At 71.5% G+C, this 15,769-nt stretch carries 10 protein-coding genes and 1 pseudogene; 6 read left to right on the top strand and 5 right to left on the bottom strand.

The genetic code is table 11. From position 1 onward, the window contains the following. The first annotated feature begins 128 nt into the window (after nucleotides 1-128). A complete protein-coding gene (locus tag IEZ04_RS31010; RefSeq protein WP_189220302.1) occupies nucleotides 129-1,091 on the top strand; it encodes a LysR family transcriptional regulator in 963 nt (320 codons plus the stop codon). A gap of 80 nt (nucleotides 1,092-1,171) precedes the next feature. Here IEZ04_RS31010 and IEZ04_RS31005 read toward each other — a convergent pair whose 3' ends face one another. Then, complete coding sequence (locus IEZ04_RS31005) at nucleotides 1,172-3,265, bottom strand: PhoX family protein (RefSeq protein WP_189220301.1); 2,094 nt, start codon at nucleotides 3,263-3,265, stop codon at nucleotides 1,172-1,174. Nucleotides 3,266-3,509: 244 nt separating this feature from the next. Here IEZ04_RS31005 and IEZ04_RS31000 point away from each other — a divergent pair, with 244 nt between their 5' ends. The 3 genes from IEZ04_RS31000 to IEZ04_RS30990 all read left to right on the top strand — a co-directional run bounded on the left by IEZ04_RS31000 (nucleotide 3,510) and on the right by IEZ04_RS30990 (nucleotide 8,124). Further along, nucleotides 3,510-5,564 carry a VWA domain-containing protein gene (locus IEZ04_RS31000; RefSeq protein ID WP_189220300.1) on the top strand — a complete coding sequence of 685 codons (2,055 nt, stop codon included), beginning with the start codon at nucleotides 3,510-3,512 and terminating at the stop codon, nucleotides 5,562-5,564. Nucleotides 5,565-5,715: 151 nt separating this feature from the next. Beyond that, complete coding sequence (metG, locus tag IEZ04_RS30995) at nucleotides 5,716-7,443, top strand: methionine--tRNA ligase (protein ID WP_189220299.1); 1,728 nt, start codon at nucleotides 5,716-5,718, stop codon at nucleotides 7,441-7,443. A gap of 315 nt (nucleotides 7,444-7,758) precedes the next feature. Continuing rightward, nucleotides 7,759-8,124 carry a PH domain-containing protein gene (locus IEZ04_RS30990; RefSeq protein ID WP_189220298.1) on the top strand — a complete coding sequence of 122 codons (366 nt, stop codon included), beginning with the start codon at nucleotides 7,759-7,761 and terminating at the stop codon, nucleotides 8,122-8,124. Nucleotides 8,125-8,167: 43 nt separating this feature from the next. On the opposite strand, the gene IEZ04_RS30985 is transcribed toward IEZ04_RS30990, so the two are convergent. Further along, a complete protein-coding gene (locus tag IEZ04_RS30985) occupies nucleotides 8,168-8,632 on the bottom strand; it encodes an Lrp/AsnC family transcriptional regulator (RefSeq protein ID WP_189220297.1) in 465 nt (154 codons plus the stop codon). Nucleotides 8,633-8,771: 139 nt separating this feature from the next. Between IEZ04_RS30985 and IEZ04_RS30980 the strand changes: the two genes are divergently transcribed. Next, nucleotides 8,772-9,557: a class I SAM-dependent methyltransferase gene (locus IEZ04_RS30980; RefSeq protein ID WP_189220296.1), complete on the top strand. Its 786-nt coding sequence runs from the start codon at nucleotides 8,772-8,774 to the stop codon at nucleotides 9,555-9,557. A gap of 75 nt (nucleotides 9,558-9,632) precedes the next feature. Here the strand turns inward: IEZ04_RS30980 and aspS are convergent, their stop codons facing one another. Beyond that, the gene (gene aspS / locus IEZ04_RS30975) at nucleotides 9,633-11,396 is read right to left on the bottom strand and encodes an aspartate--tRNA ligase (RefSeq protein WP_189220295.1); all 1,764 of its coding nucleotides are present in this window, start codon (nucleotides 11,394-11,396) and stop codon (nucleotides 9,633-9,635) included. Nucleotides 11,397-11,629: 233 nt separating this feature from the next. On the opposite strand from aspS, the gene IEZ04_RS30970 reads away from it, so the two are divergent. Next, nucleotides 11,630-13,822 carry a SpoIIE family protein phosphatase gene (locus tag IEZ04_RS30970; protein ID WP_189220294.1) on the top strand — a complete coding sequence of 731 codons (2,193 nt, stop codon included), beginning with the start codon at nucleotides 11,630-11,632 and terminating at the stop codon, nucleotides 13,820-13,822. A 19-nt stretch (nucleotides 13,823-13,841) separates the two neighbouring features. On the opposite strand, the gene IEZ04_RS30965 is transcribed toward IEZ04_RS30970, so the two are convergent. Next, entirely contained in the window at nucleotides 13,842-14,885 is a 1,044-nt protein-coding gene (locus IEZ04_RS30965; RefSeq protein WP_189220293.1) for an AI-2E family transporter, read from the bottom strand. Nucleotides 14,886-14,962: 77 nt separating this feature from the next. After that, nucleotides 14,963-15,761, bottom strand: a pseudogene (locus tag IEZ04_RS30960) (pirin family protein). Nucleotides 15,762-15,769: the final 8 nt, after the last annotated feature.

The following is a 15,769-nucleotide window of genomic DNA, read 5'->3' as shown; positions in this document are numbered from 1 at the left end:
ATGGCAACCGGTGATAGCACGGGGCTATCGGCTCGTCCTCCGGCCGGAAGCGAACGGATAACTCGCCCCTTTTGCATGTGATTTATGCGTCTGGTGAAACGGCTGCTTCCGCTTTAGTGTCCGAAGGCATGGAGGTCGAGGTCAGGCACCTGCGCGCGTTGTGCGCCATCGCCGACACGGGCAGCCTGCACCGGGCCGCACGCCTGCTCGGCGTGGCCCAGCCCTCGTTGAGCACCCAGCTGCGCCGCATAGAACAGGAGCTGGGCGGCGCGCTGTTCTTCCGCGAACGCACCGGCTGCCGGCCCACCCCGCTGGGCCGCGTGGTCGTCGGCCGGGCCCGCCCGCTCGTGGCCGAAATGCGCTCCCTGGTCGCCGAGGCGCGGGCGGCCGCCGCCGTGACCGGGCCCCAGCTGCGCATCGGCTCCACCGCGAGCCGCGCCCTGGCGGGCTGGCTGCGCCGGCTGCGGGAACGCCCGCAGGAGCCCCTGCTGCAGATGGACGTCTCCGCGAACGCCCTGCTCCGCATGGTCGCGGAGGGGCAGCTCGACATCGCGTTCGTGCACGAGGTCGAGGGGTGTCCGCTGCGCATACCGGACGAGCTGCGCCTGCGCGTCCTGGTCGAGCGGGAACCACAGTTCGTGTCCCTGCCGGCGGACCATCCGGCCGCGGCCCGCCCGGTGGTGCGGCTGGCCGACCTGGCCGCGGACCGCTGGATGCTGGACCCCACCGTCGACGGCGAGTGGGACGCGGTCCACCGCGTGCTGCGTGCCGCCGGTCTCAGCCCCCGCATCCTGCACGGCGACTACCAGACGGCCGCGTTCCTGGTGGCCAGCGGCGAGGTCGTCACCGTCTGCCAGCCGACGTCGCCCTCCCGCCCCGAGACGGCCGTACGCCGTCTGCACGGCGACCCGCTGGGGGTACGGCTGCTGCTCGCGGCCCGCACGGAGGAGTACCTGGACGCCGTGTTCCCGGCGCTCCAGGACGCGTACTGGGAGACGGCGGAACAGGCTCCGGCGTACCGCGAGTGGCTGACGGCGAAGGGGGCGCCCCTCCCCCGAGGGGCGCCCCCCACCGTCGTACGGCGGACCTGACCGTCAGCCGCCCGGCGCGAACGTACGGTCCGCACGCGTCGTGCCCGGCTGCCCCGCAGGCCCTCGGTGCCGTCGGCCGGTCACTCGCCGATGTCGTCGCCGTCCGCGCGCCACACCGCGACGACGGCCGGGCGGTTGATCCTGCCGGGTCCGTCGGGCCACGCGCTCAGCGGGTTCCCGGCGGAGGCGCCGTCGAGCTCGCCCGGATGCTGCACGGCCACCAGCACGCGCCGGTCCTGGATGACCGGGCCGCAGGTCTCCGCGCCCTTCGGCACCGTCAGGAACTGCTTGAGCTCGCCGCGCCGGTCGCCGCGCGTGGCGACGCCGAACAGGCCGTCGTGCGTGCCGAGGGCGTTGCCGTCGGTGGAGATCCACAGGTTGCCGTACGTGTCGAAGGCGACGTTGTCCGGGCAGGAGATCGGGCTGACCTCGTCCTTCGGGAAGCCCGCGAAGTACGTGGCCGGGTCCTCCGGGTCACCCGCGACCAGGAACAGCGACCAGGCGAACTTCTTGCTGTCGGCCCGGTTCCACTGCTCGGTGAGCTCCAGGACGTGGCCGTGCTTGTTCGCGTTGCGCGGATTGGCCTCGTCCGCCTTGGCGTTCGATCCGACACCGCGGTTGGAGTTGTTCGTCAGGGCGACGTAGACCTTGCCGGTGACCGGGTTGGGCTCGACGTCCTCGGGGCGGTCCATCTTCGTGGCGCCCACCTTGTCGCCGGCGAGGCGCGTGAAGACGAAGACCTCCTCCGCCGTCATGCCCTCGACGTGCGAGACGGCGCCCCGGGCGGTCGCCGTGGCCAGCGGGATCCACTCGCCGCTGCCGTCGAACTCGCCGTCGTCCGGCAGCGTGCCGGAGCCGTCGATCTCGATGGCGGGCGAGTCGCCGGTCAGCTTGGCGACGTACAGCGTGCCCTCGTCGAGGAGCGAGAGGTTGTGCTCGCGGACCGCCCGCGAGCTGCCCTTCTTCATCCGCTTGCTGCCGACGAACTTGTAGAAGTAGTCGAAGCGCTCGTCGTCACCGCTGTAGACGACGGGACGGCCGTCCGAGGTGAGCCGCACGGTCGCGCCCTCGTGCTTGAAGCGGCCGAGCGCGGTGTGCTTGCGGGGCGTGGAGTCGGGGTCGAACGGGTCGAGCTCGACGACGTAGCCGAAGCGGTGGCTCTCGTTCGGCTCCTGCGCGATGTCGAACCGCTTGTCGAACCGCTCCCACTTGCGCTCGGTCTCACCGGTGCCGATGCCGTACCGGGTGTCGGTGGTCCGGGAGCCGTGGGCGAAGTACTGGTTGAAGTTCTCCTCGCCGTGCAGCGTCGTGCCCCAGGGGGTGACACCGCCCGCGCAGTTGTTGAGCGTGCCGTACACCGTGGTGCCGGACCGGTCGGCGGAGGTCTTCAGCAGATCGGAGCCGGCGGCCGGGCCGGTGAGCCGGAACCGGGTGGTGGCGGTGACACGGCGGTTGAGGTGGTGCCGGGGGACGGCGGTGAGCCGGCCCGTCTTCCGGTCCTCCTCCACCACGACGACACCGAGACCGTGGGCCGCCCAGCCGATCTCCACCTGCTCACGGGTGGGGTTGTCCGCGTCGTAGTCGCGGAACATGAGCACCTCGTCGGTGTACTCGTGGTTGGCGACGAGGAGCTGGCGGTTGCGCTCACCGGGGATCGGCAGCAGCGCGAGGAAGTCGTTGTTGTACCCGAACTGGCCGGCCTGGGCCTCGGCGGTCTGGTTGTCCGGGTCGAAGGCGGGGGCGCCGCGCAGGATGGGGTCGCCCCACTTGACGACGACGTTCTGCCGGTAGCCGTCGGGGACGGTGACCTTGTCGTCGGTGTTGGGCGCGACCGGGGTGAAGCGGAGCCCGCGCGCGGCCTTCCCCTTCTTCCCCCCTCCGGGCCGGCCCTTCCCGCCCTTGCCGTGCGTGGCCGGGGCGGCCTGGGCCTCCGGGGCACCGGCGGTCAGGGCGGCCGTCCCGGCGGCACCCGCCACGGTGACGACGGCGGCGGCCCGCATCATCGACCGGCGGCTGAGGGCACCGGCGATGACATCGCCGACGTACTCGTTGCCGGTGGTGTTCGGCACCTCGTGGAAGCAGGCGTCGCCGCAACGGAACCGGCAGGTCAGAGCAGACCGGCCGCCGGGATGCGACGCCCCGTTCGTCCCGATGATCGGCAGCAGTTTGCGCACTTTTCTCTCCCCATATGTCCCTGGTGTCAGCGTGACGCTAGGGGGAGATGCATGCGTGCGTGCGCACGTCGGGTGAACGGGGGGTGAACCTGGGGCGTGTCGACCGGCCTTGACAGTGGGGTGGTGCAGAGGTATGCGGCATACCCCTCCCCATACGGAAGGCGGCCCACGTCGGCCGCTAACCTTACGTGTCCGTCCTGGCCAGGGATCGAACGGGCCACAACTTACGCGAAGGGTCGCGCACATGGGCATTCTCTCTCTTCTGCGGAACGCGTTCGGCCGCTCGCGCAAGGGGCGCGACGCGGCGGACGTGGAACCGACGCAGGAGGCTTCGCAGACCCCGCCGGAGCCCCGGCCCCGCCCGGACGCCGCCCCCGACACCGCGGCGGAGGTCCCGTCCCCGTCCCCGGAACCCACCCCGGAACCGGAGCCCGTGGCCAAGCCGACCCCGTCCGTGGCCGACGAACTGGTCTCGGCGGCCTTCGACAACATCACGGTCCCCAAGCCCCGCCCCACGCCTCCGGCGGAGCAGCAGAACGAGGAGCCCCGGCGGGAGCACCCGAAGCCGGCCACGGAACCGGAGCCGGAGCCGGAGCCGGAGCCGGAGGCAGCGAAGGCACCGGCGTCCACGGCCACCGAGCCGAAGACGGAGGAAGCGTCGGCCGACATGGAGGCCGAGAAGCAGCCGACCGCGACGGAGCCCCAGCCGGAGGCCGAGGAGCAGCCGGGCACGACGGATCGTCCGGCCGAGAAGCAGCCGACCGCCGCGGAGCCCACGCCGAAGCCCGACGCGGAGCCGAAGACCGAGCCGAAGGCCGACACGGCGCCCGAGGCCGAGCCCAAGGTGCAGACCGAGGCCGAGCCCAGGGTGCAGACCGAGGCCGAGCCCAAGGTGCAGACCGAGCAGCCGCAGACCGCCACCACGCCCGAACCGGAGACCGACGCCGAGCCGAAGGCCGACACGGCACCCGAGACCGAGACCGAGACCGACGCCCGGCCGAAGACCGACGCGACCCCTGAGCCCGAGCCGAAGGCCGACACGGAACCGCAGGCCGCACAGGCCGAGGCCCCGTCGACCGCCGCCGAGCCCCAGCGCGAGCCCACCACCGAGACGGCTCCCGAGCCCACCGCTTCGGAGACCTCCGAGGCAACGCCGGAGACCACGCCCGAGCCTGTGGTCGAGACCGACGCGTCAGCTACCGACGGACCCTCACCGGAGCCGACGCCCGAGCCCGCCGCGGAAACCGAACCGCCGGCATCGGCCCCCACTCCCACCACCGACCCGCAGTCCGCACCCGAACCGGTGGCCGGGACCGAGCCCACGCCCGCCGCACAGCCCGCGTCCGAGGCCGACGCCTCACCTGAGCCGGAGCCGACGCCCGAACCCGAACCGGCTGACGTCCCGGCACCCGAGGCCGAACCCACGACCGAAACCACCGCGGAACCGGCGGCCGCTGCCGAGGAAACCGCCGTACCGAACGCTGCGCCCACCTCCGCCGACGAGACCGAGCCCGAGCCCGAGGCGGACTCCACCCCTGGTCAGGCCGCCGAGCCGCAGGCCGAGGCGGACGCGGCACCGGAGCAGCCGCAGCCCGCTCCCGCCACAGCGGCTCCTGAGGCCACGACCGTGACCGAGACCGAGGCACCGCTCCCCGCCGAGCGCGGCGCCATCGCCCCCAGCCTCCTCACCGCCTACGACGCCGCCGGTGCGGAGCTCGGGAAGCGCGGACTGACCGGCACCCGCGCCCGCGTCTACCTCGTCCTCGACCGCTCCGCGTCCATGCGCCCGTACTACAAGGACGGCTCCGCGCAGGCCCTCGGCGAGCAGGCCCTCGCCCTCGCCGCCCACCTGGACCCCGAGGCCAAGGTCCACGTCGTCTTCTTCTCCACGGAACTGGACGGCACCGGCGAGCTCACCCTCACCGACCACGAGAACAAGATCGACGAGCTGCACGCGGGCCTCGGCCGCATGGGCCGTACGAGCTACCACGCGGCCGTCGAGGAGATCGTCAGCCACTACGACTCGACCGGCACCACCACCCCCGCCCTCGTCCTCTTCCAGACGGACGGCGCCCCGGACGCCAAGACCCCCGCCACCCAGTCCCTCACGAAGGCCGCGGAGACGCACCCCTCCCTCTTCTTCTCCTTCATCGCCTTCGGTGACCCGGAGAACAAGGCGTTCGACTACCTCCGCAAGCTCAAGACGGGCAACACCGCGCACTTCCTGGCCGGCGAGACCCCGCGCGAGCTGACGGACGACGAGCTCTACGAGGGCGTACTGGCGGACTGGCGCCCGTAACGCACCGTAGGACCCGGATCACAACAGCACACACGCACCAGCTGCTCCCGGGCCGCCCGCTTCCGCCATTCAAAATGGACGCGGGCGGCCTAGGCCATGTCGGCTAGGATTTCAAGGTTCGTAGACGAATCCGACTTGGGAGCAGCCCGCGATGGCTCGACACCTCATCACCAGCGCCCTTCCGTACATCAACGGAATCAAGCACCTGGGCAACATGGTGGGGTCCATGCTCCCGGCGGACGTGTACTCCCGCTACCTCCGCCAGCGCGGCCACGACGTCCTCTACATCTGCGCGACCGACGAGCACGGCACCCCTGCCGAGCTCGCCGCGAAGGAGCAGGGCCTCCCGGTCGACGCGTTCTGCGCCCAGGCGCACGACGCCCAGAAGGCGATCTACGACGGCTTCGGGCTGGCCTTCGACCACTTCGGCCGCAGCTCCTCCCCGCAGAACGCGGAGCTGACGCAGCACTTCGCCCGCAAGCTGAACGAGAACGGCTTCATCGAGGAGCGCGCGATCCGCCAGGTGTACTCGCCTGCGGACGGCCGCTTCCTCCCGGACCGCTACGTCGAGGGCACCTGCCCCCACTGCGGTTACGACAAGGCCCGCGGCGACCAGTGCGAGAACTGCACGCGCGTCCTCGACCCGACCGACCTGATCGACCCGCGCAGCGCCATCTCGGGCTCGACGGAGCTGGAGGTCCGCGAGACCAAGCACCTCTTCCTCCTCCAGTCCAAGCTCCAGGGCGAGGTCGAGGCGTGGATCGACGAGGTCGCGGACGAGTGGCCGCAGCTCGCCTCCTCCATCGCCCGCAAGTGGCTCACCGAGGGCCTGCACGACCGCGCGATCACCCGTGACCTGGACTGGGGCGTGCCGGTCCCCGCCGACACCTGGCCCGAGCTGGCCGCCGAGGGCAAGGTCTTCTACGTCTGGTTCGACGCGCCGATCGAGTACATCGGCGCGACGAAGGAGTGGGCCGACCAGGACCCGACGGGTGCCCGCGACTGGAAGTCCTGGTGGTACGGCCCGGACGGCGCCGACGACGTCCGCTACACCGAGTTCATGGCGAAGGACAACGTCCCCTTCCACAGCGTGATGTTCCCGGCCACGGAGATGGGCGTACGGGAGCCGTGGAAGAAGGTCGACTTCCTCAAGGCCTTCAACTGGCTCACGTACTACGGCGGGAAGTTCTCCACCTCGCAGAAGCGGGGCGTCTTCACGGACCAGGCCCTGGACATCCTCCCGGCCGACTACTGGCGCTACTTCCTGATGGCCAACGCCCCCGAGTCGGACGACGCGTCCTTCACGTGGGAGCACTTCACGGCCACGGTGAACAAGGACCTCGCCGACACCCTCGGCAACTTCGTCAACCGCGTCCTGTCCTTCTCCCGCAAGCGCTTCGGCGACGACGTCCCCGCCGGCGGCGAGGCGGGCGAGGCGGAGGCGCGGCTCGGTGAGCAGATCGCCGGCCTCCTCGCCGAGTACGAGACCCAGATGGAGGCCCTCCAGTTCCGCAAGGCGGCGTCCGCGCTGCGCGCCCTGTGGTCGGCCGGCAACTCCTACCTGGAGGAGAAGGCCCCCTGGCTGGAGATCAAGACCAACCCCGAGGGTGCCGCCCAGACCCTCCGTACGGCGATGAACCTGATCCACCTCTACTCGGTGGTCTCGGAACCGTTCGTCCCGTCCTCCGCCAGGGCCATGCGCGCGGCGTTCGCCCTGCCGGACGACACGGCGACGTGGGTGACGGCGGACGAGGCGAAGTCCCTGACCACGGTCACCGCGGGCACCTCCTTCACGGTGCCTCCGGTCCTCTTCGCCAAGATCACGGACGAGGACCTGGAGACGTACAAGGAGCGCTTCGGCGGCGAGCCGACGGCGTAACGGCACACGTCAGGAAGGCGGCCCACGCATCGCGCGCGAGCGCGGGGTGCGGGCCGTCCGTCTTTTCGCCGTCACGACGGGCACGGTCCCGGGGACGGGAGCGTCGTGCAGTGCTCAGTGTGGCGAGCGTCAAGTCTTTGCGACTCGTGCGTCGAGGTCACATCCCGGAGGAGTCCGAGCCCGAGTAGCAGCCCTGTTACCCGCCCGCTACGCCCTCACGATGGACAACCCGCCGCGAAGATGAAGATCATGCACGTGACGGCCATTCCGGCCGTCACGTGAGACAAGAGACCAACCGCACAGGGGGGACCATCCATGGCACTGTTCGGCAACGCGCACAGCATCGACCCGGCCTCGGCGCAGCAGGACTACGCGCGGCTGCTGGGGCACGGCGAGCAGATCCACGCCGCGTACCTGCTGATCCGCGACACCATCCTGTTCACCGACCGCCGCCTCATCCTCGTCGACAAGCAGGGCATCACCGGCAAGAAGACCGAGTACCACTCCATCCCCTACCGCAGCATCACCCACTTCGCGGTGGAGACCGCCGGCACCTTCGACCTCGACGCCGAGCTCAAGATCTGGCTCTCCGGCGCGTCCATGCCGATCCAGAAGACGTTCACCAAGGGCGTGGACATCTACGAGGTGCAGGCGATACTCACGCAGTTCGTGGCGCGGTAGCGGGCACCTCTGCTCTCAGTCGACGCCGCCCACTCCACGCCGCTCACTCCACGTCCTCCATGGACGTCAGCACCCGCGTACTGGTCTGCTGGTAGATCACCGAGCTGCGAAAGCTCACGACCTCCCGGCGGGCGCTGAAACGGTCCATGAGGAACGCGTGCAGGTGCTCGATGTCCGGCACGGCCACGTGGACGACGAAGTCGTCGTCGCCCGAGACGACGAACACGGAGACCACTTCGGGGAGCTGGGCCAGATACGCCTCGAAGGAGGCGATCACGTCCCGGCTCAGCGGGCGCAGCCGCGCGAAGACCAGCGCCTGGAGCGCACGGCCGAGTGCGCGCGGCTGCACCGCGGCGTGATAGCCGGTGATCACACCACGCGACCGCAGCGCCCGTACGCGCTCCAGGCAGGTGGAGGGCGCGATGCCGACCAGCCGGGCCAGCTCACGGTTGGTGAGCCGTGCGTCACGCTGCAGATGGCCCAGGATCTCCGAATCAATGCCGTCCATGGCCGCCATTGTGGGCGGTGATCCGAACGAGGTTCGGTGAGCCCTCCATCTCCCCGCCCCACACCCTAGATTCCTCCCCATTCACCGGTCACCGGGCGCCGGTCGGCCACCGGAGCCAGATGGGAAGGAACCCGCCTCCATGACAACCGCCGCCGTCGACCACTACGACCGGTTCCTCGCGGAGCACTACACCTGGATGCTCGGCGGCGACCTCGTCTCCCTCGCCGCGACCCAGCGCGAGCAGCTGCGGGAGTGGGGAGTGGTACCCGAGGCGCACCCTGCCGGGACGCTCGCGGTGGACCTCGGCTGCGGCCCCGGCCACACCAGTCTGGCCCTGGCCGATCTGGGCTTCGACCAGGTCCTCGCCGTCGACCTGAGCCGGTCCCTGCTGGACGAGCTCTCCGCGCACGCCGCCGACGCGCCCGCCGTACGCCCGGTACGGTCCGATCTGCGCACCGCGCTGCCGGAGCTCGTCCGCCCGGGCTCGGCGGACGCCGTCGTCTGTCTGGGCGACACCCTCACCCACCTGCCGACCAGGGGCGACGTGGCCGCGCTGCTCAACGACATCGCGAACGCGCTCGCACCCGACGGCACGGCCGTGCTCACCTACCGCGACCTGGCCGTCCCCCTCACCGGCACCGACCGCTTCCTGCCGGTGCGGGCCGCCGAGGACCGGATCATGACGTGTTTCCTGGAGTACCCGGACGACTTCGACGACTACACGGTCGTCGTGCACGATCTGATCCACGTCCGGGATGCCGGCTCGGACTCCGGCTGGACGCTCGACGCCCACAGCTACCGGAAGCTCCGCCTCGCCCACGACTGGGTCGTGCAGCAGTGCCGGACCGCGGGGCTCCGGGTCGTACGCGAGGAGACGGCCCCCGGAGACGTTCTGCGCACGCTGATCCTCCAACGCGCCAGGTAGCCGCTTACGCACGACGGCCCGGAACCGCTTCCGGTTCCGGGCCGTCGTGCGTCCGGGGGCGAGCCCGGCACAGACCTACTTCGGCTGCGGCTTCCGCACCGAGAGGTGCAGCTCCCTCAGCCGCGTCTCCTCCAGCTCCGTCGGCGCGCCCATCATCAGGTCCTGGGCGTTGCCGTTGAGCGGGAAGGCGATGGTCTCGCGGATGTTGGGCTCGTCGGCCAGCAGCATGACGATGCGGTCGACGCCCGGGGCGATGCCACCGTGCGGCGGGGCGCCGAAGCGGAGGGCGCGGAGCATGCCCGCGAACTCGCGCTCGACCGTCTCGTTGTCGTAGCCGGCGATGTTGAACGCCTTGAGCATGATGTCCGGCTCGTGGTTCCGGATGGCGCCCGAGGACAGCTCCACGCCGTTGCAGACGATGTCGTACTGCCAGGCCAGGATGGACAGCGGGTCCTGGTTCTCCAGGGCCTCCATGCCGCCCTGGGGCATCGAGAACGGGTTGTGCGAGAAGTCGATCTTCCCGGTCTCCTCGTCCTTCTCGTACATCGGGAAGTCGACGATCCAGCAGAACCGGAAGACGTTCTCCTCGAAGTGGCCGGCCCGCTTGGCGGCCTCGACGCGCACGGCGCCCATGATCTTCGAGACCTCGTCGAACTCGCCCGCGCCGAAGAAGACGGCGTGACCGGCGGCCAGCCCCAGCCGCTTCGTCAGCTCCGCGACGTTCTCCTCGGTCAGGAACTTGGCGATCGGGCCCGTCAGCGAGCCGTCCTCGCCCACGCGCACCCAGGCCAGGCCCTTCGCGCCCTGCTCCACCGCGTACTCACCGAGCTGGTCGAAGAACTTGCGGGGCTGGGCGGAGACGTCCGGCACCGGGAGGGCGCGCACGTGCTTGCCGGCGAAGGCCTTGAACTCCGAGCCCTCGAAGACGTCGGTGATGTCGACGAGTTCGAGCTGGGCGCGCAGGTCCGGCTTGTCGGAGCCGTACTTCAGCATCGCCTCGCGGAACGGGATGCGCGGGAACGGGGAGGTGACCTCGCGGCCGCCGCCGAACTCCGTGAAGAGCTCCGTCATCAGCTTCTCGATGGGCTGGAAGACGTCCTCCTGCTCGACGAAGGACATCTCCACGTCGAGCTGGTAGAACTCGCCCGGCGAACGGTCGGCGCGGGCGTCCTCGTCGCGGAAGCAGGGTGCGATCTGGAAGTAGCGGTCGAAGCCGGAGATCATCAGCAGCTGCTTGAACTGCTGCGGGGCCTGCGGGAGGGCGTAGAACCGGCCCGCGTGCAGGCGGGAGGGGACCACGAAGTCGCGGGCGCCCTCGGGGGAGGTGGCGGTGAGGATGGGCGTCGCCATCTCGTTGAAGCCGAGCGCGACCATCTTGTGGCGGATGGCGGAGATGACCGCCGTGCGCAGCATGATGTTGCGGTGCATGCGCTCGCGGCGCAGGTCCAGGAAGCGGTACTCCAGGCGCCGCTCCTCGTTCACCCCGTCCTCGGTGTTGATCGTGAAGGGGAGCGGAGCCGCCGCACCGAGCAGCTCGACCTCGCTGACCTCGACCTCGATCTCGCCGGTCGGCAGGTCGGCGTTCACGTTCTCGGTTCCACGTGAAACAACGGCGCCGTCCACACGGACCGTGGACTCCTTGGAGAGCTTGTCCAGCGCCTCGTACGCGGCCGTGCCGGGACGGGCCACGAGCTGCGTGATGCCGTAGTGATCGCGCAGATCGATGAAGAGGATGCCGCCCAGGTCGCGCCGATTGTGCAGCCAGCCGCTCAGCCGGACGTCGGTGCCGACGTCAGAGGCGCGGAGCTCGCCGCAGGTGTGGGACCTGTACCGGTGCATCGTCGTTCATCCAGCCTTCGCGGATCGGGGAACGCCCGGCCGGGAACGGCCCGGGCCATCCCAGGGTACCGGCCGGTCCCTCATCGCCTCCCCTCCGTTTCCGACCGTCGCCTCACGGCCCGCTTCCCGCCCGTCGCCCCACGGGCATCCGGGGCCTCGCGGTAAGTGGGCCATCCGGGTGCCCCGTACACCTTCGGTGGCAAGGCCCGATCAACTGTTCTTAAAGTGGGGCAATGCTCACTGATCAGCCCCTGCCCGCCGTGGGGGAGGTCCTCTCCGCCCTCGCGACCGGGCTGTGGCGTGCGGACGACGAAGCCGGGCTCGTCACCCTGGACGGCGAGGCCGCGCGTCTCCTCGGGCTGCCGTCGGAGCCGGTGACCCTCACCGAGGCGGCGATGCGCTCCCGCTTCCACCCGGTCGACTGGAACGAGGCCGCGGGAGTCATCCAGCTCGCCGTCGCCGAGAGCACCATCGCCGAGGTCCGGATGCGGGTCATGGACGCGAGCGGCCGGGTGGTCCGCATCGTACGCAGCCGTTCCAAGCCGTCCGTCGACCCCGCCACCGGGGCGTTCGAGCTGGTGGGCACACTCCAGGAGGTCACGGAGCCGCCGCCGGGCGCCGCGCACACCCCCGTCACCGGTGACTGGCGCCGCTCGCGCGAGGCGTTCCTGCTGGACGCGGGGCGGGCGCTGGCCGAGGCGCGCTCCACGGAGGAGGTGCTGCGGGTCGCGGCGGGGCTGTCGATGCCGGGGTTCTCGCCGGACGGGCTGGCCGTGTTCGGCCTGGACGGCGACCGGCTCACGGTCATCGGGCACCACGGCCACCAGTCGGGGGACGAGAAGCCGTTCACCCACATGACGCTGGACACGGACTACCCGGCCGCCGAGGTGGCCCGTACCGGCCGTGCCGTCTACGTGTCCTCCCCGGAGGACTACAAGGCCCGCTACCCCGCGTCCTGGCCGCTCGCCGAGCGCTTCGGTCGCCAGTCCTGGGCGTTCCTGCCGCTCGTCGTCGCCGGGCGGACGATGGGCGCGTGGATGGCCGCGTTCACGTACCCGGTGTCCTTCACGCCCGACGAGCGGTCCGTCCTCACCACGGTGGCGCGCATGCTCGCCCAGGCGCTGTCCCGGGCCGGGGCGGCGGAGACCGAGCGTGAGCTGACCGACGGGCTGCAGCGCTCGATGCTGCCCACCCTGGGCCCGCAGATGCCCGGCATGAGCGTCGCCGCCCGGTACGTCCCCACCGGTGGCGGGCTCCAGGTCGGCGGTGACTGGTACGACATGATCCCGCTGCCGTCCGGAACCTCCCGGACGAAGTCCGGATCGGGACGGTTCGCCCTCGTCATCGGCGACGTCCAGGGCCACGACGTGCGGGCCGCCGGCCTGATGGGCCAGCTGCGCATCGCGCTGCGCGCCTACGCCTCCGAGGGCCACCGCCCGGACGCGGTCCTCTCCCGCGCCTCCCGTTTCCTGCACGGCATCACCTACGACGAGGAGTACGCCGACCTGCGCTTCGCGACCTGCCTGTACGTCGAGGTCGACCCCGGGACGGGCACGCTGGAGATCGCCCGCGCCGGGCACCCGGAGCCCGCGGTGCGCATGCCCGACGGCACGGTGCTGATGCGGTCGACCGCGGGCGGGCTGCCCCTCGGCATCGACCCGGACGCGGACTACCCGACGACCCGGCTCGTCCTGGAGCCCGGCGAGACCATGCTGATCTGCACGGACGGCCTGATCGAGACCGGCGGCCACGACCTGGACACCGGGTGGAGCCGGATCCGCCGGATCCTCGAAGCCCATGACGGCGGGTCCGACGGCGGGGTGGAGGCGCTGGCCGACGCCCTGGTGCAGGCCGTGCACGGACCCTCCTCCCACCACACCACCGGTCCGCTGGCCGACCGCCGCGAGGACGACATAGCGGTACTGCTGCTGAGCCGGCAGGGCGAGGGGGCGGGCGGCCGCGGCGGCACCGGACCGGGACGGCCGCCGGTCCGACGTACGGCGCTCACCGTCGCCCAGACGGAACCCGAGCGGATCGCCGGAGCCCGCCGCCACCTGCGAGAGCTGCTGCACGACTGGCGCGACGAGGACCAGGTCGACTCGGCGGTGCTGCTCGTCTCGGAGATGCTCACCAACGTGCTGGTGCACACGGACGCGGACGCCCTGCTGGTCGCGGAGGTCACCGGAGCCACGGGGGCCGCGCCCGCCGACGGGACCGGTCCGGCCGCCCGCCGGATGCGGGTCGAGGTCACGGACGCGAGCGACGACCTGCCGCACCGGCGGCAGCCCGGCGAGCTGGCGTCCTCCGGCCGGGGACTGGTGCTGATGGAGCTGCTGGCCGACGCCTGGGGGGTGGACCCGCGGGGCGAGGGCAAGAGCATCTGGTTCGAGTTCGAGGAGGCGGTGACGGCGGAGGGCGCGCCCTGACGTCCGGTGGGCCGGGAGGTCAGCCGGACGGTTCCCGGATGGTGTACCGCGCCCGCATCTCGTGCACGCCCCCGAAGACCGCCGCGGTCAGCGGTACGGCCAGCAGCATGCCGAGGATCCCGGCGACGGCCGCGCCCCCGGTCAGGGCCACCATGACGACCGCCGGGTGCATCTGGACCGTACGGCTCTGGATCACCGGCTGCAGGACGTGCCCCTCCAGGAGCTGCACGGCGAGGACGATGCCGAGGGCCCACAGGGCGATGACGAACCCGCGGTCGGCGAGGGCGACGAGCACGGCGACCGCCCCGGAGATGAAGGCGCCCAGGTAGGGGATGTACGCGCCGACGAAGACGAGCGCGCCGAGCCCCACGGCTCCCGGGACGCCGAGGACCAGCAGCCCGACCGTGATGCAGACGGCGTCGATGAGCGCGATGAGGGTGGTGCCGCGCATGAACCCCTCGACGGCCTCGAAGGCGCGCCGGGCCATGGCCTCGACGGTGTCGCCCGCGCCGCCCGGGGAGAGGGCGCGCAGGGTGTCGGCGGCCCGTCGCGAGTCCCGCAGGAAGAAGAAGACGAGCAGCAGCGCGAGGACGGCCATGGCGATGGCCTCGCCGACGACGCTGACCCCGTGGATGACGTTGGACGCGGCGGTGCCGCCGAACCGGGAGAGCAGGTCGCGGGAGTTCGCGGCCAGGTCGTCCAGGGAGGTGCCCGCGGCTCCGAAGTGCTCGGTGATCGACTCGGCGGCCTGCCGGAGCGAGGCGACGATCTGGTCGCCGCTGTCGACGAGGGCGGCCACCACGATGTAGACGGCGCCGCCGGCCACCGCCACGACCGCGGCACAGGTGACGCCCGCGGCGATCGAGCGGTTGACCTTCGCCCGGACGAGCTGCCGGTACAGCGGCCTCAGCAGCGCGGTGCCGAGCAGGGCGAGCAGGACCGGGATGACGGCGGTCCGGAACGCGGCGCACAGCCGGACGGCGACGTACACCACCCCGGACACCAGCAGGACGACGGCGCACCAGGCCGCCAGACGGCGTACGGGCTCGGGAAGCAGCTGCACACCGTCCACCCGACCACGCACCGGGCGGGCCGTCCTGTTCGGACGGCCCGCCCGGGTGAGCCGCGGTCAGCGGGGCGTCAGATGCCGTCCCCGGTCATCCCGTGCACCGCCGGGACCGACCCCAGACGGCCCTTCTGGAAGTCTTCGAAGGCCTGCTGGAGCTCGTCCTGGGTGTTCATCACGAACGGGCCGTAGTGGACCATGGGCTCCCGGATGGGACGGCCGCCGAGCAGGACGACCTCCAGGTCCGGGGTGTGCGCGTCCTGCTTCTCGTCCGCGCGGACGGTGAGCGAGGACCCGGCGCCGAAGACGGCCGTCTGGCCCAGCCGGACCGGGCGGCGCTCCACGCCGACGCTGCCACGCCCGGCGAGCACGTACGCCAGGCCGTTGAAGTCCTCCCGCCACGGCAGGGTGACCTCCGCGCCCGGCGCGAGGGTGGCGTGGATCATCGTGATCGGCGTGTGCGTGATGCCGGGGCCCTCGTGGCCGTCCAGCTCACCGGCGATGACGCGGAGCAGCGCGCCGCCGTCCGGGGAGGTGAGCAGCTGGACGCTGCCGCCGCGGATGTCCTGGTAGCGCGGGGCCATCATCTTGTCCCTGGCCGGCAGGTTCACCCAGAGCTGGACGCCGTGGAAGAGCCCGCCGGACATGACGAGCTGCTCCGGCGGGGCCTCGATGTGCAGCAGGCCCGCGCCCGCGGTCATCCACTGGGTGTCGCCGTTGGTGATGGTGCCGCCGCCACCGTGGCTGTCCTGGTGGTCGAAGGTCCCGTCGATGATGTACGTGCGTGACGGTCAGCACGGGGCGGGCCACCGCGTCGGCCGGGGCGGCCACGCGGGGCAGGGTCAACGGGTTCTCCACGGTCACCGCAGGCATGTCGGTAC

Source organism: Streptomyces ruber, from assembly GCF_014648075.1.
GTDB lineage: Bacteria > Actinomycetota > Actinomycetes > Streptomycetales > Streptomycetaceae > Streptomyces > Streptomyces ruber.
Note: the sequence above shows the minus strand (reverse complement) of the source record. Positions and strands in the feature narration are given on the sequence as shown.